Annotated in this window: 13 protein-coding genes; 8 read left to right on the plus strand and 5 right to left on the minus strand. The window is 46.1% G+C overall.

Features of this window, described 5'->3' with window-relative positions; genetic code table 11:
• The first annotated feature begins 444 nt into the window (after positions 1-444).
• From gltB to OCV44_RS12145, 8 genes are all read left to right on the plus strand, one after another.
• The gene (gltB, locus tag OCV44_RS12110) at positions 445-4,908 is read left to right on the plus strand and encodes a glutamate synthase large subunit (protein WP_139683845.1); all 4,464 of its coding nucleotides are present in this window, start codon (positions 445-447) and stop codon (positions 4,906-4,908) included.
• A gap of 16 nt (positions 4,909-4,924) precedes the next feature.
• The gene (locus tag OCV44_RS12115; RefSeq protein ID WP_009848402.1) at positions 4,925-6,337 is read left to right on the plus strand and encodes an FAD-dependent oxidoreductase; all 1,413 of its coding nucleotides are present in this window, start codon (positions 4,925-4,927) and stop codon (positions 6,335-6,337) included.
• Between the two features lie 171 nt (positions 6,338-6,508).
• Positions 6,509-6,937, plus strand: coding sequence for a DUF1499 domain-containing protein (locus tag OCV44_RS12120; protein WP_139683844.1), 429 nt, complete (start codon positions 6,509-6,511; stop codon positions 6,935-6,937).
• Between the two features lie 127 nt (positions 6,938-7,064).
• Positions 7,065-7,760, plus strand: a complete 696-nt coding sequence (gene mtnN / locus OCV44_RS12125; RefSeq protein WP_139683843.1) for a 5'-methylthioadenosine/S-adenosylhomocysteine nucleosidase — start codon at positions 7,065-7,067, stop codon at positions 7,758-7,760.
• A 10-nt stretch (positions 7,761-7,770) separates the two neighbouring features.
• The gene (locus OCV44_RS12130) at positions 7,771-8,724 is read left to right on the plus strand and encodes a cobalamin biosynthesis family protein (RefSeq protein ID WP_139683842.1); all 954 of its coding nucleotides are present in this window, start codon (positions 7,771-7,773) and stop codon (positions 8,722-8,724) included.
• Position 8,725: 1 nt separating this feature from the next.
• Entirely contained in the window at positions 8,726-9,595 is an 870-nt protein-coding gene (gene btuF, locus OCV44_RS12135; RefSeq protein ID WP_139683841.1) for a vitamin B12 ABC transporter substrate-binding protein BtuF, read from the plus strand.
• A 74-nt stretch (positions 9,596-9,669) separates the two neighbouring features.
• Positions 9,670-10,287 carry a TRIC cation channel family protein gene (locus OCV44_RS12140; RefSeq protein WP_139683840.1) on the plus strand — a complete coding sequence of 206 codons (618 nt, stop codon included), beginning with the start codon at positions 9,670-9,672 and terminating at the stop codon, positions 10,285-10,287.
• 203 nt (positions 10,288-10,490) lie between these two features.
• A complete protein-coding gene (locus OCV44_RS12145; protein WP_139683839.1) occupies positions 10,491-11,336 on the plus strand; it encodes a LysR family transcriptional regulator in 846 nt (281 codons plus the stop codon).
• Here the strand turns inward: OCV44_RS12145 and OCV44_RS12150 are convergent.
• The 5 genes from OCV44_RS12150 to mutT all read right to left on the minus strand — a co-directional run bounded on the left by OCV44_RS12150 (position 11,287) and on the right by mutT (position 18,485).
• Positions 11,287-12,066, minus strand: a complete 780-nt coding sequence (locus tag OCV44_RS12150) for a TSUP family transporter (protein WP_139683838.1) — start codon at positions 12,064-12,066, stop codon at positions 11,287-11,289. The two genes, OCV44_RS12145 and OCV44_RS12150, sit on opposite strands and share 50 nt — an antisense overlap.
• Before the next feature lie 195 nt (positions 12,067-12,261).
• Positions 12,262-15,492, minus strand: coding sequence for a carbamoyl-phosphate synthase large subunit (carB, locus tag OCV44_RS12155; RefSeq protein WP_139683837.1), 3,231 nt, complete (start codon positions 15,490-15,492; stop codon positions 12,262-12,264).
• Positions 15,493-15,508: 16 nt separating this feature from the next.
• A complete protein-coding gene (gene carA / locus OCV44_RS12160; RefSeq protein ID WP_139683836.1) occupies positions 15,509-16,666 on the minus strand; it encodes a glutamine-hydrolyzing carbamoyl-phosphate synthase small subunit in 1,158 nt (385 codons plus the stop codon).
• Positions 16,667-17,169: 503 nt separating this feature from the next.
• Positions 17,170-17,994 (minus strand): 4-hydroxy-tetrahydrodipicolinate reductase, encoded by an 825-nt coding sequence (gene dapB / locus OCV44_RS12165; RefSeq protein WP_017106812.1) that lies wholly within the window; start codon positions 17,992-17,994, stop codon positions 17,170-17,172.
• 92 nt (positions 17,995-18,086) lie between these two features.
• Complete coding sequence (mutT, locus tag OCV44_RS12170) at positions 18,087-18,485, minus strand: 8-oxo-dGTP diphosphatase MutT (protein WP_139683835.1); 399 nt, start codon at positions 18,483-18,485, stop codon at positions 18,087-18,089.
• Positions 18,486-18,493: the final 8 nt, after the last annotated feature.

Here is an 18,493-nt window from a genome sequence, read left to right on the forward strand (position 1 = left end):
ATTTCTCAGGCTAGCGTCGATGACGTTAGCCTAGAGGAAAAGCAATACCCTTCCTAACTTTTATGTTTGGCTAGCACTCGATGCTAGCCTTTTTTCTATCTGACTTACGGTTCCTGCGACATTCCTTTCGTACACATGTTAAATCCCATTAACAACCACCTTTTATATCCCTTTGATATCACTCTATTATTTTAGATTATTACGTGGTTAATCGCGTTTACGCATGATAATTAACCATGAACTTGACCTTAAACACAATTAGCTATACGTTGTAAAGCTGGTGAAAATAAAACCAATCGGTTTTGTTAACACAACCAATAACGTTTTAACTAGCTAAGAACAAACTATAAATTTATATAAGAACAAGTTTATAAAAAATAATAAGCATATGAATAGTTAGTCATTTACTGTCTGGATGACAGAGAAGCAAAAGGGAGAATTGCAATGGCTCTATATGATCCTAGTCTTGAAAAAGACAACTGTGGATTTGGTTTAATAGCGCAAATGGAAGGCCAACCGAGTCATAAGTTGGTACGAACTGCTATTTCAGCCCTCGATCGCATGACACACCGTGGTGGTATTGCTGCGGATGGTAAAACAGGAGATGGCTGTGGCTTATTGCTACAGAAGCCAGACTCTTATCTCAGAATTATTGCAGAAGAGAATAACTTCAAGCTCGGCAAGCAATACGCTGTCGGCATGATTTTCTTCAGCCAAGACCCAATCAAAGCACAATCCGCGCAAGACATCGTCAATAAAGAACTAGCTCAAGAAACGTTAACCGTTGCAGGTTGGCGTGTCGTGCCGACCAACACCGACGTATTAGGTCCAATCGCAAAAGATTCCGTTCCTAATATTCAGCAAGTGTTTATCTCAGCACCTGCGGGGTGGCGTGAACGCGATATTGAACGACGCCTTTATATCGCTCGCCGTCGAATTGAAAAGCAGATCTCCGAAGATAAAGATTTCTATATTTGTAGCCTTTCGACACAAGTCATGGTCTACAAAGGCTTGTGTATGCCCGCCGATCTTCCGCGATTTTACCTCGATCTTGCTGACTTACGTATGGAATCAGCTATATGTCTGTTCCACCAGCGTTTCTCAACCAACACACAGCCGCGTTGGCCACTGGCTCAACCATTCCGCTATTTGGCACACAATGGTGAGATCAATACCATTGAAGGCAACCGTCAATGGGCTAAGGCTCGCGCCTATAAATTCTCTTCACCGCTGCTGCCCGATTTACAAACGGCCGCACCTTTTGTGAATGAGACAGGATCAGACTCCTCAAGCTTAGACAACATGCTCGACCTATTCCTTGCCGGGGGTATGGATGTGTTCCGAGCGATGCGTATGCTTGTGCCGCCCGCTTGGCAAAACCACCCAGACATGGATCCCGATCTGCGTGCATTCTACGACTTCAACTCCAAGCACATGGAACCGTGGGATGGCCCTGCGGGTATCGTACTGTCTGACGGCCGTTATGCGGCATGTAACCTCGACAGAAACGGCTTACGCCCTGCTCGCTATGTGATCACCAAAGACAACCTAATCACCTTGGCATCTGAAGTCGGTATCTGGAATTATGCGCCAGACGAAGTGGCAGAGAAAGGTCGCGTTGGCCCGGGTGAATTACTCGTTATTGATACGCGTCGCGGTAAGCTATGGCAGTCGAACGAGATCGACAATGATCTTAAAGGCCGTCACCCATATAAAGAATGGATGGATAAGAACGTTCACAAATTAACACCGTTTTCCGCACTAGCAGATGACCAAGTCGGTAAGCGTAATTTTGATGATGACACCCTAAAGACCTATCAAAAACAGTTTGCAATGAGCAACGAAGAGTCAGACCAAGTGCTGCGTGTACTCGGTGACATGGGACAAGAAGCGGTCGGCTCGATGGGCGACGATACACCAATGGCAGTACTGTCTTCGAAAGAGCGCCTCATTACCGACTATTTCCGTCAGAAGTTTGCTCAAGTAACCAATCCACCGATTGACCCTTTGCGTGAAAAACACGTGATGTCTCTGGCAACCAGCATCGGCCAAGAGATGAATGTGTTCTGTGAAACCGATGGGCATGCTTACCGTGTGACGTTTGATTCGCCCGTTCTGCTTTATTCCGATATGCAGCAACTTCTGCAATTAAATCAAAAGCATTATGGCCATACGATTCTTAGCATGCACTATGACTCAGCAGAAAAAGATCTCGAACAAGCCATCAACGACTTGTGTGATCGTGCGGTTCAAGATGTACGTGACGGCGCTGTTTTAGTTGTGCTTTCTGACAAAGGTTTAGAGAAAGGTAAGCTCCCAGTTCCAGCAGCCATGGCGGTCGGTGCGGTGCAAACTCGACTTGCAGACACCAACCTGCGTTGTGATGCCAACATAGTCGTTGAAACAGCAACCGCACGCGACCCACACCAATTTGCAGTACTGCTTGGCTTCGGTGCCACCGCGGTTTACCCGTATCTCGCTTATGAAGCTCTGGGCAAAATGTTGGACGATGGTTCATTAGATAAAGACTATCGCACTGCATTGCAAAATTACCAAAACGGCATCAACAAAGGTCTGTATAAGATCATGTCGAAGATGGGTATCTCGACAATTGCTTCGTATCGCTGCTCGCAGTTATTTGAGGCAGTCGGTTTACATACCGATGTTGTTGATCTGTGTTTCCGTGGTGTAACGACTCGTATCCAAGGCGCTAGCTTTAGCGACTTCCAGCAAGATATCTATAACCTATCTCGTAAAGCATGGACAAAACGTAAACCACTGGAACATGGTGGCTTACTCAAATACGTACATGGCGGCGAATACCACGCCTACAACCCAGACGTAGTCAGTACCTTGCAAACCGCCGTAAAGACAGGTGAAACATCCGACTACCAATCTTTTGCGAAGCAAGTTAATGCTCGCCCTGCTGCTATGCTGCGCGACTTAATGAGTCTCAAAAAAGCCGAACAACCTCTGCCACTAGAACAAGTCGAGCCGAGTAGCGATCTCTTTAAGCGCTTCGACTCGGCAGCGATGTCGATTGGTGCCTTGAGCCCCGAAGCTCACGAAGCACTGGCCATGGCGATGAACCGCTTAGGTGGTTATTCCAACTCTGGTGAAGGTGGTGAAGATCCACGACGCTTCGGTACTGATCGTAACTCGCGCATCAAACAGATAGCTTCTGGTCGTTTTGGTGTGACGCCACATTACTTAACCAATGCGGATGTTCTACAAATCAAAGTCGCACAAGGTGCGAAGCCAGGGGAAGGCGGTCAACTACCGGGTCATAAGGTCACGGCAGAAATCGCTAAGCTGAGATACTCAGTTCAAGGCGTAACTCTGATCTCCCCTCCTCCGCATCACGATATCTATTCGATCGAGGATCTGGCGCAACTGATTTTCGACCTTAAGCAAGTTAACCCTAAAGCCTTGGTTTCAGTGAAGTTAGTATCTGAACCGGGTGTAGGCACCATTGCCACAGGTGTCGCGAAAGCCTATGCCGACTTGATTACCATCTCCGGTTACGACGGAGGTACTGCTGCAAGCCCACTGACCTCGGTGAAATACGCAGGTTGTCCTTGGGAGCTTGGCTTAGCCGAAACTCAACAAGCACTTGTTGCCAATGGGCTTCGTCATAAGATCCGCCTACAAGTCGATGGTGGTTTAAAAACTGGCCTCGATGTTATCAAGGGCGCGATTTTAGGTGCAGAGAGCTTTGGTTTTGGTACCGCACCTATGGTGGCGATGGGTTGTAAGTTCTTAAGAATTTGCCACCTAAATAACTGTGCGACAGGTGTTGCGACTCAAGATGAAACCCTACGTCGTGAATACTTCAAAGGCCTACCAGACATGGTGGTGAACTACTTTACCGGCCTAGCCGATGAAGTGCGCCAATACCTTGCAGAACTTGGCGTAGAAAAACTCACTGACCTGATTGGCCGTACTGATTTGCTTGAAGCCGTTCAAGGCCTCACTGCGAAACAGAGCAAGCTCGATCTCTCTTCGATATTGGAAGCTCCGGTATCTGCGGAAGGTCACCCACTGTTTTGGACAGAGCCAAACGCACCGTTTGATAAGGCTCAACTCAACCAACAGATCCTTGATGACGCAATTGATGCGATTGAGAAACGTCAATCCACCAGCCTTTACTACAACGTGATCAACACCGATCGCTCGATTGGCGCTCGTATCTCTGGTGAAATTGCCAAACGTTACGGTAACCAAGGTATGGCGGGCTCACCAATTAAGTTGTATCTCGATGGTACAGCAGGCCAATCCTTTGCGGTTTGGAACGCTGGCGGCGTCGAGTTGTATCTGACGGGTGATGCCAATGACTATGTCGGCAAAGGCATGGCGGGCGGCAAAGTAGTGATCAAACCTCACCAAGGCACAGCCTTTACTTGTAACGAAGCGACCATTATCGGCAATACCTGCTTGTATGGTGCGACCGGAGGCAAGTTATTCGCTGCGGGTACTGCGGGCGAGCGATTTGGCGTACGTAACTCAGGTACCGTTGCCGTGATTGAAGGTGCGGGTGACAACGCTTGTGAATACATGACTGGCGGTATTGTTGCCATTCTTGGCGCAACCGGAGTGAACTTCGGTGCCGGTATGACGGGTGGTTTTGCTTATGTGATGGACAAGAATGACGACTTCCAAGGCCGAGTGAACAACGAATCGGTCGAAGCACTTTCTCTGTCTGACCTCTTTATCCACCAAGAACATCTGCGCGGCTTGATTGCGGAGCACTTAGAAGAGACTGGCTCAGTACACGCTGAAGCTATTCTGGCGAACTTTGATGAATGGATTCCAAAGTTCTACCTAGTGAAGCCGAAGACGGCGGACCTCAACACCTTGCTCGGTCACCAAAGCCGCAGCTCTGCTGAACTTCGTGTTCAAGCGCAATAATTGGAAGGAGCCAATCATGAGCCAGAATGTATACCAATTTATTGATGTGAATCGCGTAGACCCAGCGAAGAAGCCAATCAAGATACGTAAGATTGAGTTCGTAGAGATCTACGAACCTTTCACTAAGCAACAAGCCAAGGCGCAAGCTGACCGCTGTTTAGACTGTGGTAACCCTTACTGTGAATGGAAATGTCCTGTTCATAATTACATCCCTCAGTGGCTCAAGCTTGCCAATGAAGGACGCATTATCGAAGCCGCTGAATTGTCTCACCAAACCAACAGCTTACCTGAGGTTTGTGGCCGAGTTTGCCCTCAAGACCGTCTGTGCGAGGGCTCTTGTACTCTCAATGATGATTTCGGCGCAGTAACAATAGGCAATATTGAAAAGTACATTAACGACAAAGCGTTTGAGATGGGCTGGAAGCCAGACATGTCTCACGTTGAATGGACCGACAAAAAGGTCGCTATCATCGGCGCAGGTCCAGCGGGCCTTGCAGCAGCAGATATCTTAGTTCGAAACGGTGTGAAGGCCGTGGTATTTGACCGCTACCCAGAGATAGGAGGCCTACTGACATTTGGTATCCCATCGTTCAAGCTTGAGAAGGGCATCATGGAAAACCGTCGCCGTATCTTTAGTGGTATGGGTGTCGAATTTAAAATGAATACCGAAGTCGGTAAAGACGTTCAGCTGCAACAATTGGTCGATGATTATGATGCCGTTTTCTTAGGTGTCGGCACCTATAAAAATATGCGTGCTGGGTTAGACAACGAAGAAGCACCGGGCGTTTATGATGCCCTACCCTTCCTTGTTTCCAATACCTACAAGGTCATGGAACTGGATAACCCAACGCCATTCATCGACATGAAAGGCAAGAAAGTAGTCGTGCTTGGTGGTGGTGATACTGCAATGGACTGTGTCCGAACGTCAATTCGTCAACACGCTGCTAATGTTGTTTGTGCTTATCGCCGAGATGAAGCGAACATGCCGGGCTCTCGCCGAGAGGTGAAAAATGCGAAAGAGGAAGGCGTGAAGTTCATGTTCAACCTTCAACCATTAGCACTGGAAACCGATTCATCCGGTCATGTGACTGGCGTTAAAGTGGTGAAAACAGCCTTGGGTGAACCAGATGAGGCAGGCCGCCGTCGTCCTGAACCGGTTGAAGGCAGTGAGCATGTTCTTGAAGCTGATGCCGTGATCATGGCATTTGGTTTCCAACCTCATGCAATGGAATGGCTAGAACCATTTGGTGTTGAACTCGACCAATGGGGCCGCATCAAAGCTCCCGGCAAACAAGAGTTTCAATACCAAACCACCAACAGCAAGATATTCGCTGGTGGCGATGCTGTTCGAGGATCTGACTTAGTGGTAACCGCTATCGATGAAGGCCGTAAAGCCGCAGAAGGGATCTTGGATTACCTAGAAGTGTGATTGGGTTTCCTTTATTACTCAGTTCGTTACTATAAAAAAAGGATCCAATGATGGATCCTTTTTTGAATTGGATACGTTTATCACAAGCATAACGAAAATACGTAAAACATTCGCAAACAAGCCAATCCCGATAACTAGAATTAAAACTAAAACAACGCCATAGGAAACACTATGAAAAAAGCCGCCCTCCTCTCTCTATCTCTTTTGACTTTAACCGCTTGCAGCCAAGGAATCACAAACATGAAAGACAGAACGTCATCACCTTGTGGAGATAAACCAAACTGCGTATCAACTCAAGATGACCGTGAACAGCATGCATTGGCCGCGTTTGAGTTATCAGATTCAGCTAACTTAGATGCGATTGAGCAAGTTGCGCTGACCTTACCAGGAGCGAAAACAGCCAACAAAACCGAAGGCTACCTTCGCGTTGAATGTACTTCTCGCATCATGCGCTTTGTCGATGACTTAGAGCTTAAGATCACTGATGGCAAACTGATCGTGCGTTCAGAGTCTCGCACTGGCCATTCTGATTTTGGCGTCAACCGAAAACGTGCTGAACAACTTCGAGCTAGCTTGAAAAGCGAAGGCTTAATCAAATAGATAAAAGAATACACAGATAAATCGTCTGTATTCGGATGAGAAGTGCTTCTGGGCAGTCGCTCGACACTTCTTATCCATGCTACAATTTCGCTCTACTGTTTAAATATTATTTATTAAGAGACTACACATGAAAATCGGCATCATTGGCGCAATGGAGCAAGAAGTTGCGATCCTAAAAGCAGCAATTTCAGACATTACTGAAGTTAATAAAGGCGGTTGTACCTTTTTCTCTGGTCAGATAGATGGTGTTGACGTTGTTTTGCTTCAATCAGGCATTGGTAAAGTAGCAGCGGCTGTTGGTACTTCAATCCTACTAAGCGAATACCAACCAGATGTAGTATTAAACACTGGCTCTGCTGGCGGTTTTGATTCAACGCTAAACCTTGGCGATGTGGTTATCTCTACAGAAGTTCGTCACCACGATGCTGACGTTACGGCTTTCGGTTACGAAATCGGCCAAATGGCAGGTCAACCTGCAGCATTCAAAGCTGACGACAAACTGATGGCTGTTGCAGAACAAGCACTAGCACAAATGGAAGATAAACACGCCGTTCGCGGTCTTATCTGTACTGGCGACGCATTTGTTTGCACAGCAGAACGCCAAGCGTTCATCCGCAAGCACTTCCCATCAGTAGTTGCTGTAGAGATGGAAGCATCGGCTATCGCTCAAGCTTGTCACCAATTCCAAGTACCATTTGTGGTTGTTCGTGCAATCTCTGACGTTGCAGACAAAGAATCACCAATGAGCTTCGAAGAGTTCCTGCCACTAGCGGCACAAAGCTCTTCTGAAATGGTTATCAAAATGGTTGCCCTACTAAAGTAAGCGACTAGACATGCAAACACTGTTTGATCAGGTATTTGCGAATGGCGTGCTCCTTGTAATGTGGGGAGCACTGCTTTTTCATTTAATTTTACCTATCCCCCATGCCGCACACCCCACGACCTTATGGCATAAGTTTGCTGAACTTTTAGCAACCAAGGTTAATAACAATCAAAATTATTCCCAAAGCTTAATCTCAGGCACTTTAGCTTGGGGGTTAATGGTCTTGCCGGCTCTGGTTATCCTATTGGCACTGCAACCACTGGTTTGGCAATCGCAACTGTTTGAATTAGCCCTGTTGTTACTCGCCATTGATTGGCGTAACAATGAAAAGTTGGCAAATCAACTGATCAAAGCTCTTGGCCGAGAAGATAAAGCCGAAGCTCGCCAGTTACTGGCTCCGATTGTTAACCGTCAAACTGAATCACTGTCATCACTTGGGCTTGGCAAAGCCGCTGCTGAAACTATCATCATGGGTTACGCTCGTAATGTGGTTTGTGTTTTATTCTGGTACGCCATTGGTGGTGGAATCGCCGCTTTAATGTATCGCCTGATTGTCGAATTAGCCCGAGCGTGGTCACCAAGTCGTAAGCGATTTTCTCCATTTGGCTCAACCGCTATCAAGATCGTCGCTATCCTAGAATTTATACCAATGCGCTTGTTTGCCTTGATGATTGTATGTGGCGATAAAGCGTCTCACACATTCAAGATGATGCTCGTTCAGAGTCGCTCTTGGCCATTGCCCGGACCTGCATGGTTGATTACTGCTGTCGGCAACAAGCTTGAGCTGTCACTGGGCGGCCCTGCGATTTACGACAACACCAAAGCTATTCGAGCAAAATTAGGCGGCAGAGTCGCCCCTTCAGCGCTGCACTTATCTCAAATTCAAAAACTGCTGTTTGGTCGCATCGCTATCTGGATATTTTTACAAAGCCTAATCTTACTATTTGTTCACCAAGGGATTTAGAGTGAAACCATTAGCACTTGTTACAAGCCTTACTATTTTGTCTTCCAGCTTATGGCTGCCTTTATCATTTGCAGAAGAAGCACTACTGACTTCAGAAAAAGTTCAACCTGCTCAACGTGTGGTTAGCCTTGCTCCTCATGCCACTGAACTCGCATACAGCGCTGGTTTAGGTGATAAGCTTATTGCGGTGAGTGAGCGAAGTGATTATCCACTACAAGCTGACAAGCTAGAGAAAGTGGCGAATTACCAAGGCATCAAGGTTGAGAAGATCATCGCCCTGCAACCTGATCTCATTCTCGCATGGCCAGCGGGAAACCCGCCCAGAGAACTCGCGAAACTGGAGCAATTTGGTTTTAATATTTACTACTCAAAAACCAAGAGCCTAGATAACATCGCGACCAATATTGAGCAACTTAGCCAATTCGCAAGCGATCCAAGTATTGGCGAAAATAACGCTCAACAATACAGAGAGCAGCTCAACGCGTTGAAACTAAAATACAAAGATGCCGAGCCAGTAAACTACTTTTACCAACTCAGTGAGAAGCCGATCATCACTGTTGCTCAAGGGCACTGGCCAAGTGAGGTGTTTGAGTTTTGTGGCGGTCACAATATTTTCGAAGACAGTGCTTCCCCTTACCCGCAAGTTGGCATTGAGCAAGTTGTATTAAGGAAGCCGCAAGTGATCTTCACTTCTCAGCACGCGATTGAGAATGGAACCATGTGGCAAACTTGGGAAGATGAGATCCCAGCAGTCGCTCAACATCAGATTTGGTCACTCAACTCTGACTGGATTAATCGCCCGACGACGAGAACTTTGAAAGCGATCCAACAAGTATGCGATTTCTTCGATAGAGCTAGGCAAAATCACTAACTATTTGCTGCGTTTTTTCGTACAATTTGCCACCGACCTGTACCTACAATTTCAACCATAAGAGCACCAGTATCATGGACTCCATGCTGCTTTATATTATCGATTTATTTGGCACTGCCATTTTTGCTGTCTCAGGCGTATTTGTCGCTGGCCGTCTTAAGATGGATCCCTTTGGTGTCGCTGTTTTAGGCAGTGTAACCGCGATTGGCGGCGGTACAATTCGTGACATGGCATTGGGTGCAACCCCCGTGTTTTGGATCACCGATACCACCTACCTTTGGGTCATTATCACTACCTGTTTGCTGACCATGATTATAGTAAGACGTCCAAAGCGTCTGGCTTGGTGGATATTGCCGGTATGTGATGCGATCGGCTTAGCAGTGTTTGTTGGCATTGGTGTAGAAAAAGCATTGATTTATCAAGACTCTGCATTGGTTGCTATTATCATGGGTGTTATCACAGGCTGTGGTGGCGGTATTATCCGTGACGTGCTTGCCCGCGAAGTGCCAATGATTCTAAGAAGTGAAGTCTACGCGACCGCTTGTATCATTGGTGGTACTTTCCATACCATGGCGCTCAGCATGGGGCACGACTCAGAAACCGCATTTCTGGCCGGCGTGCTCACGACACTATTGATTAGACTTGGCGCCATTCGCTGGCACTTATCACTACCGACTTTCGCTATCAAATAGATAGGACGATGACTAAGAGGCTCCGCAAAGGAGTCTTTTTTAATCCAGCTCACTCTGCAATCCATTCTAATGCTCTCGTGACACTTTGCGTTCCCAATTAAAAATACCTAACTGAGTTCAAACCTTTAGTTTCAAATCTAGAGAATGAATGGCGTTTAAGGTAACTTGGTTCAATCATTCCCAACTTTCATGAATATAACCCAATGCTACTCGAAGGAATCGAAACTCTACTGGTATTGAGTAAAGCAAAGACCATGAGCCGCACAGGCAGTTTGCTTTATATCAGCCAATCAGCGGTCAGCAAACGGATTGCGAATTTAGAAAAGAAGTTAGGTAAGAAACTCATAGAACCGAGTGGCCGACAGATAAAACTGACGCCGGATGCGATCGCGCTCATCGAGAGTATTGGCCCCGCATTCAATGAACTTAGAGGGCTTATTTATGAACAGCAAGAGTTGGAAGATACCACTCTCATTACTTTAGATAGCTCTAAGTCGCTGATCGCAGGTTATCTAGGTGAAATGATGGGGAAATTTATCCAGCAAGATAAATACATCACCATCACCACTAACCATACACCAAGAATTATCGAGCGAGTGCAGTCTGGTAAGGCGACCTTAGGGTTGTGTGCTGGTTTACTGCCGCCGCATCATGGGTTGATGACATTCCACCTGTTTGATGAGCCGTTTTACATTGTGAGTAAGGCGCCACTTAGTGAGCTTCCCCCGTTAGTCATTACCAACGACATGACGAATCCGGCAAACTCGTATCAGTTATCTGTGCTTGAAAAGTTCGGCATCAAACCCTTGATGGAGATGGATGCCTACACCGCAGCAGCCCAGCTAGCGTTGGGAGGAACGGGCCCGGCTTTGATCCCGCTCTCTATCGTAAAGACACTCAATATTGAGCCTCAATACCTGTTTAGCTTTCCAGAGTTAGAGGGATTAATTCGACCTATTCATATCTGTGTAAGGCCGAACAGCTATCAATCTCCGCGAGTTAAAATACTGATAGAATCCATTGTTGATGCTGTTCCCAAAGCAGTTTAGACGCCATTAACATCGACATCACGATCACAAGAGGGCGAATCCATTTCTGCCCTTTTGTCACCACGACTTTAGCGCCAAGTTGAGCACCCATAAAGCCACCAACTGCCATCACTAATCCTAATTCCCAAATTGGCAAGCCGGCCAAAATAAAGAAAATCAGTGCAGCGATATTCGAGGTAAAGTTCAATACCTTGGTGCGCGCCGTAGCGTCGACTAACGAGAAGTGACCAATCGCAACAAAACATACAGTGAAAATTGAACCTGTTCCTGGGCCAAAAAAGCCATCGTAGAAGCCAACACCGCCACCAATACACAAAGCAAACGTCGCCTCAGAGATCTTCTGTTTTCCTTCAGACGCTCTGGTTTGTGGTGCTAACAGGAAATAGAGAGAGATAGCAATAAGCAGCAACGGTATCACGCTAGTCAGTAGGCTCGCATCAATGTGCTGGACCAACTCGGCGCCAATGGCAGAACCAATAAAGGTACAAAAGATCGCGAGGCGCATCTCTTTAATACTGACGATACCGTTACGCACGAAATACCAACTGGCAGAAAAACTACCAAATGAGCTTTGAAGTTTATTGGTTGCCAGTGCCTGCGTGGGTGGCACTCCAGCCGCTAGCAATGCAGGTAGAGTCAATAACCCACCGCCGCCAGCCATTGCATCAATAAAGCCTGCCGCCGTTGCAACTACAAACAAGATAGCCAATATTTCTAGAGTGATTTCCATATACCCAACGCCTTAAATTCTCGTATAGCGACAAGTTACCACTCACGGCAGATGAGCAATAACGAAACACAAGATTGTAACCTATTCCAAATATTCATCATTTAGCCATCACCAGATAACAGACATAAAAAAGCCCACTCCGAAGAGTGGGCTTTGAGCATTTATATCCGCTTAGCAGCGATACGCGTTAGTCTATTAAGCTAGAGAAGCTTTAACTTGTGCGTGTAGCTCTTGAACTGAAGTTACTGACGTTTTCGCGTCTGCAGTGTGCGCCATACAAGTCGCGAATGCAGCGTTTAGCGTAGTCGTGTAGTTCACTTTCTCAGCCAACGCGCCACGACGAAGAACTTTAGAATCTTCAATCGCTTGACGGCCAGCTGCAGTGTTCACGATGTAGGTGTACTCATTGTTCTTGATACGGTCAAGAATGTGAGGACGACCTTCGTGTACCTTGTTTACTAGACGTGGGTTAATACCCGCTTCGCCAAGGATAACTGCAGTACCGTGTGTTGCGTCTAGCTGGTAACCAAGCTTAGATAGCTTAGATGCTAGGTCAACAACGCGCTCTTTGTCGCCTTCGCGAACAGAAAGCAATGCACGACCGCCTTCAGGGTAGATGTGACCACAACCCAATTCAGCTTTAGAGTATGCTTCAGCAAACGTTGCACCAACACCCATAACTTCACCAGTAGAGCGCATTTCTGGGCCTAATAGTGGGTCTACACCAGGGAATTTGTTGAACGGAAGAACAACTTCTTTCACTGAGTAGTAAGGTGGGATGATTTCTTTCGTAAAGCCTTGAGACTCTAGCGATTGACCCGCCATCACACGAGCTGCAATCTTAGCAACTGCTGCGCCTGTTGCTTTCGATACGAACGGTACTGTACGTGCTGCACGAGGGTTCACCTCGATTAGGTACACTTCGTTGTTCTTAACAGCAAACTGCGTATTCATTAGACCACGAACACCCAACTCGAACGCTAGCTTTTCAACTTGCTCACGCATTACGTCTTGGATTTCTTGGCTTAACGTGTAAGCAGGAAGAGAACATGCTGAGTCACCTGAGTGAACACCCGCTTGCTCGATGTGCTCCATGATACCCGCAATAACAACGCGCTCACCGTCACAAATCGCATCAACGTCTACTTCAACAGCGTCATCTAGGAAGCTATCAAGTAGTACTGGAGATTCGTTTGAAACACTTACAGCTTCGTTGAAGTAGCGACGTAAGTCTTGCTCATCGTAGACGATTTCCATCGCACGACCACCAAGAACATAAGAAGGACGAACAACCAAAGGGAAGCCGATTTCGCGAGATTTATCTACCGCTTGCTCCATTGTTGTTACTGTCGCGTTTTCTGGTTGTAGAAGACCAAGACGGTCAACAGCAACTTGGAAACGCTCACGGTCTTCTGCACGGTCGATTGCGTCTGGGCTAGTACCAATGATTGGTACGCCAGCAGCTTCAAGCTCACGAGCCAGTTTCAGTGGTGTTTGACCACCGTACTGAACGATAACGCCTTTTGGCTTCTCAACACGAACGATTGCTAGTACGTCTTCCAGAGTTACTGGTTCAAAGTACAGACGGTCAGACGTATCGTAGTCTGTCGAAACTGTCTCAGGGTTACAGTTAACCATGATTGTTTCGTAGCCATCTTCACGTAATGCTAGAGAAGCATGTACACAACAGTAATCGAATTCAATACCTTGGCCGATACGGTTTGGACCGCCGCCTAGGATCATGATTTTCTCTTTGTCTGTTGGGTTCGATTCACATTCGTCATCGTAAGATGAGTACATGTAAGCCGTATCAGAAGAGAACTCAGCCGCACACGTATCTACACGCTTGTAGACTGGGTGAATATCGTATTGGTCACGTAGACGACGAATTTCACTTTCTGCCACACCTAGAATCTTAGACAGGCGAGCATCAGCAAAACCTTTACGCTTAAGCTTCATTAGCTCGTCTTTATTCAGACCAGCAAAGCCTTTCGCTTTAAGTTCTTGCTCTAGTTTTACGATGTCTTCGATTTGAACTAGGAACCAGCGGTCAATTTGCGTTAGGTTAAATACACCATCAACTGACATACCAGCACGGAAAGCGTCTGCGATGTACCAAATACGGTCAGAACCAGCTTCTTTAAGCTCATGGCGAATCGTCGTTAGAGCGTCAGGTGCATCTAGGTCGACCATTTCGTCAAAACCAGTTGCGCCAACTTCTAGACCGCGAAGTGCTTTCTGTAGAGATTCTTGTTGGTTACGGCCGATAGCCATAACTTCACCAACCGACTTCATTTGCGTCGTTAGACGGTCGTTAGCACCTGCAAATTTCTCGAAGTTAAAACGAGGAATCTTAGTAACTACGTAGTCGATTGTTGGTTCGAATGATGCTGGCGTTGCGCCACCAGTGATGTCATTCATTAGCTCGTCTAGCGTAAAGCCAACAGCCAGTTTCGCTGCAATCTTAGCGATTGGGAAACCTGTTGCTTTAGAAGCAAGTGCAGAAGAACGAGATACACGTGGGTTCATCTCGATGATAACCATACGGCCATCTTTCGGGTTGATACCAAACTGTACGTTTGAACCACCTGTTTCAACACCAATCTCACGCAGTACCGCTAGAGAAGCGTTACGCATTAGTTGGTATTCTTTGTCTGTTAGCGTTTGAGCCGGAGCCACGGTGATCGAGTCACCAGTGTGAATACCCATTGGGTCAAAGTTTTCAATCGCACATACGATGATACAGTTGTCGTTCTTGTCGCGAACCACTTCCATCTCGTACTCTTTCCAACCGATAAGTGACTCATCGATTAGAAGTTCGTTGGTTGGAGAAAGATCCAAACCACGACGACAGATTTCTTCAAATTCTTCTTTGTTATAAGCGATACCACCGCCTGTACCACCCATCGTAAACGATGGACGAATGATACAAGGGAAACCAACCATTTCTTGAACTTTGTAAGCTTCTTCCATCGTTTTCGCTGTATCAGCCGTTGGACACTCAAGGCCAATAGCTTTCATTGCTTTATCAAAGCGTGAACGGTCTTCTGCTTTATCGATAGCGTCAGCAGTTGCACCAATCATCTCTACGCCGAACTCTTCAAGTACGCCGTATTTTTCTAAATCTAACGCACAGTTAAGTGCAGTTTGGCCGCCCATTGTCGGTAGAACTGCATCTGGCTTCTCTTTAGCGATGATGTTACGAACCACTTCCCATTGGATAGGTTCGATGTAAGTCGCATCAGCCATGTCTGGGTCAGTCATGATTGTCGCTGGGTTCGAGTTTACAAGAATAACTCGGTAACCTTCTTCGCGAAGTGCTTTACAAGCTTGAGCACCAGAGTAATCAAACTCACATGCTTGACCGATAACAATCGGACCAGCACCTAGAATTAGAACACTTTTAATGTCAGTACGTTTTGGCATTATCTACTACTCCGGATTACGCTTTGTCTTGTTTGTTTGCAACAGACTGGTTAATTAATTCAATGAAGTGGTCGAATAGCGGTGCCGCATCTTCTGGACCTGGGCTTGCTTCTGGGTGACCTTGGAAGCTAAATGCTGGTTTATCTGTACGGTGGATACCTTGTAGAGAACCATCAAATAGAGACTTATGAGTCGCTCGTAATGTCTCTGGAAGCGTATCTTCGTCAGCAGCAAAGCCGTGGTTTTGTGAAGTAATCATCACAACATCACGATCTAAATCTTTAACCGGGTGGTTTGCACCGTGGTGACCAAACTTCATCTTCACTGTCTTAGCGCCTGACGCAAGAGCAAGAATCTGGTGACCTAGACAGATACCAAAGATTGGTAAGCCTTTTTCTAGGAACACTTTTGTCGCTTCAATTGCGTAAGTACATGGTTCTGGGTCACCAGGGCCATTTGAAAGGAAAACACCGTCTGGGTTCAGTGATAGTACTTCTTCAGCAGAAGTCTCAGCAGGAACAACCGTTAGGCGGCAGCCGCGGTCAACAAGCATTCGTAGGATGTTTCGTTTTGCTCCGAAGTCATAAGCAACAACGTGGTATGGCAATTCAGAGTCTGCTTTCGCTTCAGGAAGTCCACCCGTAAGCGTCCACGAACCTTGTTTCCATTGATACGCTTCTTTTGTTGTAACTTCTTTCGCAAGGTCCATACCTTTCAGGCCAGGGAATTCTTTTGCTTTCGCTAACGCTAGAGCCTCATCAATATTGTTGCCTGCTACGATACAACCGTTTTGAGCACCTTTTTCACGCAGAATACGCGTCAACTTACGTGTATCGATATCAGCGATACCAATAACGTTTTGCGACTTAAGGTAATCAGAAAGAGATTGTTCATTACGGAAGTTAGAAGCGATTAGAGGGAGATCGCGAATCACAAGGCCTTGAGCGTGGATTGAAGAAGATTCTTCATCTTCGGAATTGGTTCCGGTATTGCCAATGTGAGGGTAAGTAAGAGTAACGATTTGCTGAGAATAGGAAGGATCAGTGAGGATTTCTTGGTACCCCGTCATCGAGGTATTAAAAACGACTTCACCAACTGCAGAACCTACAGCGCCAATGGCTTCACCGTGAAATACTGTCCCATCTTCTAGGACGAGTAGTGCTGACTTCTTCAAGACAACCTCCAGAAATAAAAATGCATTAAAATTGATTTAATTTGCAAATCTACCTTCCTGCAACACCAAAAACTGCGTGTTTATGGAAATTAGACAAATTGGCGGTATTTTAGTGATCTGCGTGATACGTGTCAACATTTAACTCAAAAGAAATTAAACATTTGTAAGGACTAATTCAATTTACACACCCAAAGCTTCAAAAGTTCAACTTTCATGCTCATTTAGACCGAATATTACGATTTTCTAATTTTCACCCCTCACTTTAACCAACCATAGAGTGGCAAAAATATCAGCAACAAAAAGCAATCGATAAATACCAAGAGAAAACATGACAATTTAAAGCCCTAAAGCAAAAAACACACTAAAGACCACATAAACAACACAAAAATAGAGAGAAAATAGCGACAAGAAGAAAGTAGAAGGAGGATCGTAGAAGAGAGATTACAAAGAAAAATGCACCAAATAAAGAAAGCGCCGGCAACTGCCAGCGCATAAATATCTATTTATAGGTCATTCAAACCAAGCACATCCGTCATGGTATAAAAGCCAGCTGGTTTATCATTTAACCAAACCGCGGCCTTGATTGCGCCATTAGCAAAGGTCATTCGATCAGTGGCTTTATGGGTAATTTCCACTCGTTCACCGATATCAGCAAACATCGCGGTATGCTCACCAATGATGTCACCGGCACGAATTGTCGCAAAACCGATCTCATCTTTGGTACGCTCGCCCGTAATACCTTCGCGTGACCATACTGCGACATCGTTTAGCTCATTGCCCATCGCACCAGCGATCGCTTCGCCCATGCCAATCGCAGTACCAGACGGTGCATCGACTTTATGACGGTGGTGAGCCTCTACGATTTCAACATCACAGTAATCGCCCATGACTTTAGCGGCCTTCTCTAACAGCTTAAAAACTAGGTTCACACCAACGCTATAGTTCGGTGCCATTACGATAGCCATCTCTTTTGAAGCCGCATCGATAACCTGCTTTTCTTCTTCAGAGAAACCCGTCGTGCCGATGATCAGTTTCTTACCGTGACGTTTACAAAGTTCAATATTCGCTAATGTGCTTACAGGTGCGGTAAAGTCGACGATCACGTCAAATTCTTCAACCGCTTTTGAAAGGTCATCGACTAGAGCCACATCAAAACGACCTTCGCCACATAACTCGCCGACATCTACGCCGACCAAGGATGACTCTGGACGCTCTGAACCAGCTCCAACACTTGCTTCTGAATTATGATGAGCGGCTTTCACCAAGTTGCGACCCATGCGGCCAGCTGCTCCTGCAATTGCAATTCTTACCACTGCGAATATCTCCATTGTTTTGGTTACCATTGCCACTATTCTCTTGCAGCAATGTTCTATCGATTCATCTCTTTAAACTAACAACAATCTCAAACTCAGGCTAGCAATTACGAAAACTCTTTTATTACTCGCTCTAAAATTGGTACGTTCGCTTCGGGAAAGGCGTATTGATTTAATGATGCTAGGCTTACCCATTCACCTTGCTGACCCTCTTTGCCATAAGGCTGCTCTTCAAAATCAGTAACCAACATAAAATCAAACTTGAGCGACTTATCGGTGTAATCAAATTCCAGGTGTTCAAACAGAGACTGTTCAGTCACCTTAATGCCAATCTCTTCATCAAGCTCACGGCTCATTGCTTGTTCAATGGTTTCGCCCGCTTCAACCTTGCCACCTGGAAATTCCCAAAAACCGCCTTTATGCTTGTCGTCTGGGCGTTTAGTGATAAAGACCTGTGACTTATCTTGGTTGAAGATAATGCCCGCGACAATATGGATTCTTTTCATATGATGAT

The sequence above is a fragment of the Vibrio tasmaniensis genome, from assembly GCF_024347635.1.
In the GTDB taxonomy this organism is placed as follows: domain Bacteria; phylum Pseudomonadota; class Gammaproteobacteria; order Enterobacterales; family Vibrionaceae; genus Vibrio; species Vibrio tasmaniensis.

Excerpts from the sequence above, each read along its gene's own strand:
- gltB (WP_139683845.1), top strand. The coding sequence starts at position 445 with ATGGCTCTATATGATCCTAGTCTTGAAAAAGACAACTGTGGATTTGGT.
- OCV44_RS12115 (WP_009848402.1), top strand. The coding sequence starts at position 4,925 with ATGAGCCAGAATGTATACCAATTTATTGATGTGAATCGCGTAGACCCA.
- OCV44_RS12120 (WP_139683844.1), top strand. The coding sequence starts at position 6,509 with ATGAAAAAAGCCGCCCTCCTCTCTCTATCTCTTTTGACTTTAACCGCT.
- mtnN (WP_139683843.1), top strand. The coding sequence starts at position 7,065 with ATGAAAATCGGCATCATTGGCGCAATGGAGCAAGAAGTTGCGATCCTA.
- OCV44_RS12130 (WP_139683842.1), top strand. The coding sequence starts at position 7,771 with ATGCAAACACTGTTTGATCAGGTATTTGCGAATGGCGTGCTCCTTGTA.
- OCV44_RS12140 (WP_139683840.1), top strand. The coding sequence starts at position 9,670 with ATGGACTCCATGCTGCTTTATATTATCGATTTATTTGGCACTGCCATT.
- OCV44_RS12145 (WP_139683839.1), top strand. The coding sequence starts at position 10,491 with ATGCTACTCGAAGGAATCGAAACTCTACTGGTATTGAGTAAAGCAAAG.
- OCV44_RS12150 (WP_139683838.1), bottom strand. The coding sequence starts at position 12,066 with ATGGAAATCACTCTAGAAATATTGGCTATCTTGTTTGTAGTTGCAACG.
- carB (WP_139683837.1), bottom strand. The coding sequence starts at position 15,492 with ATGCCAAAACGTACTGACATTAAAAGTGTTCTAATTCTAGGTGCTGGT.
- dapB (WP_017106812.1), bottom strand. The coding sequence starts at position 17,994 with ATGGAGATATTCGCAGTGGTAAGAATTGCAATTGCAGGAGCAGCTGGC.
- mutT (WP_139683835.1), bottom strand. The coding sequence starts at position 18,485 with ATGAAAAGAATCCATATTGTCGCGGGCATTATCTTCAACCAAGATAAG.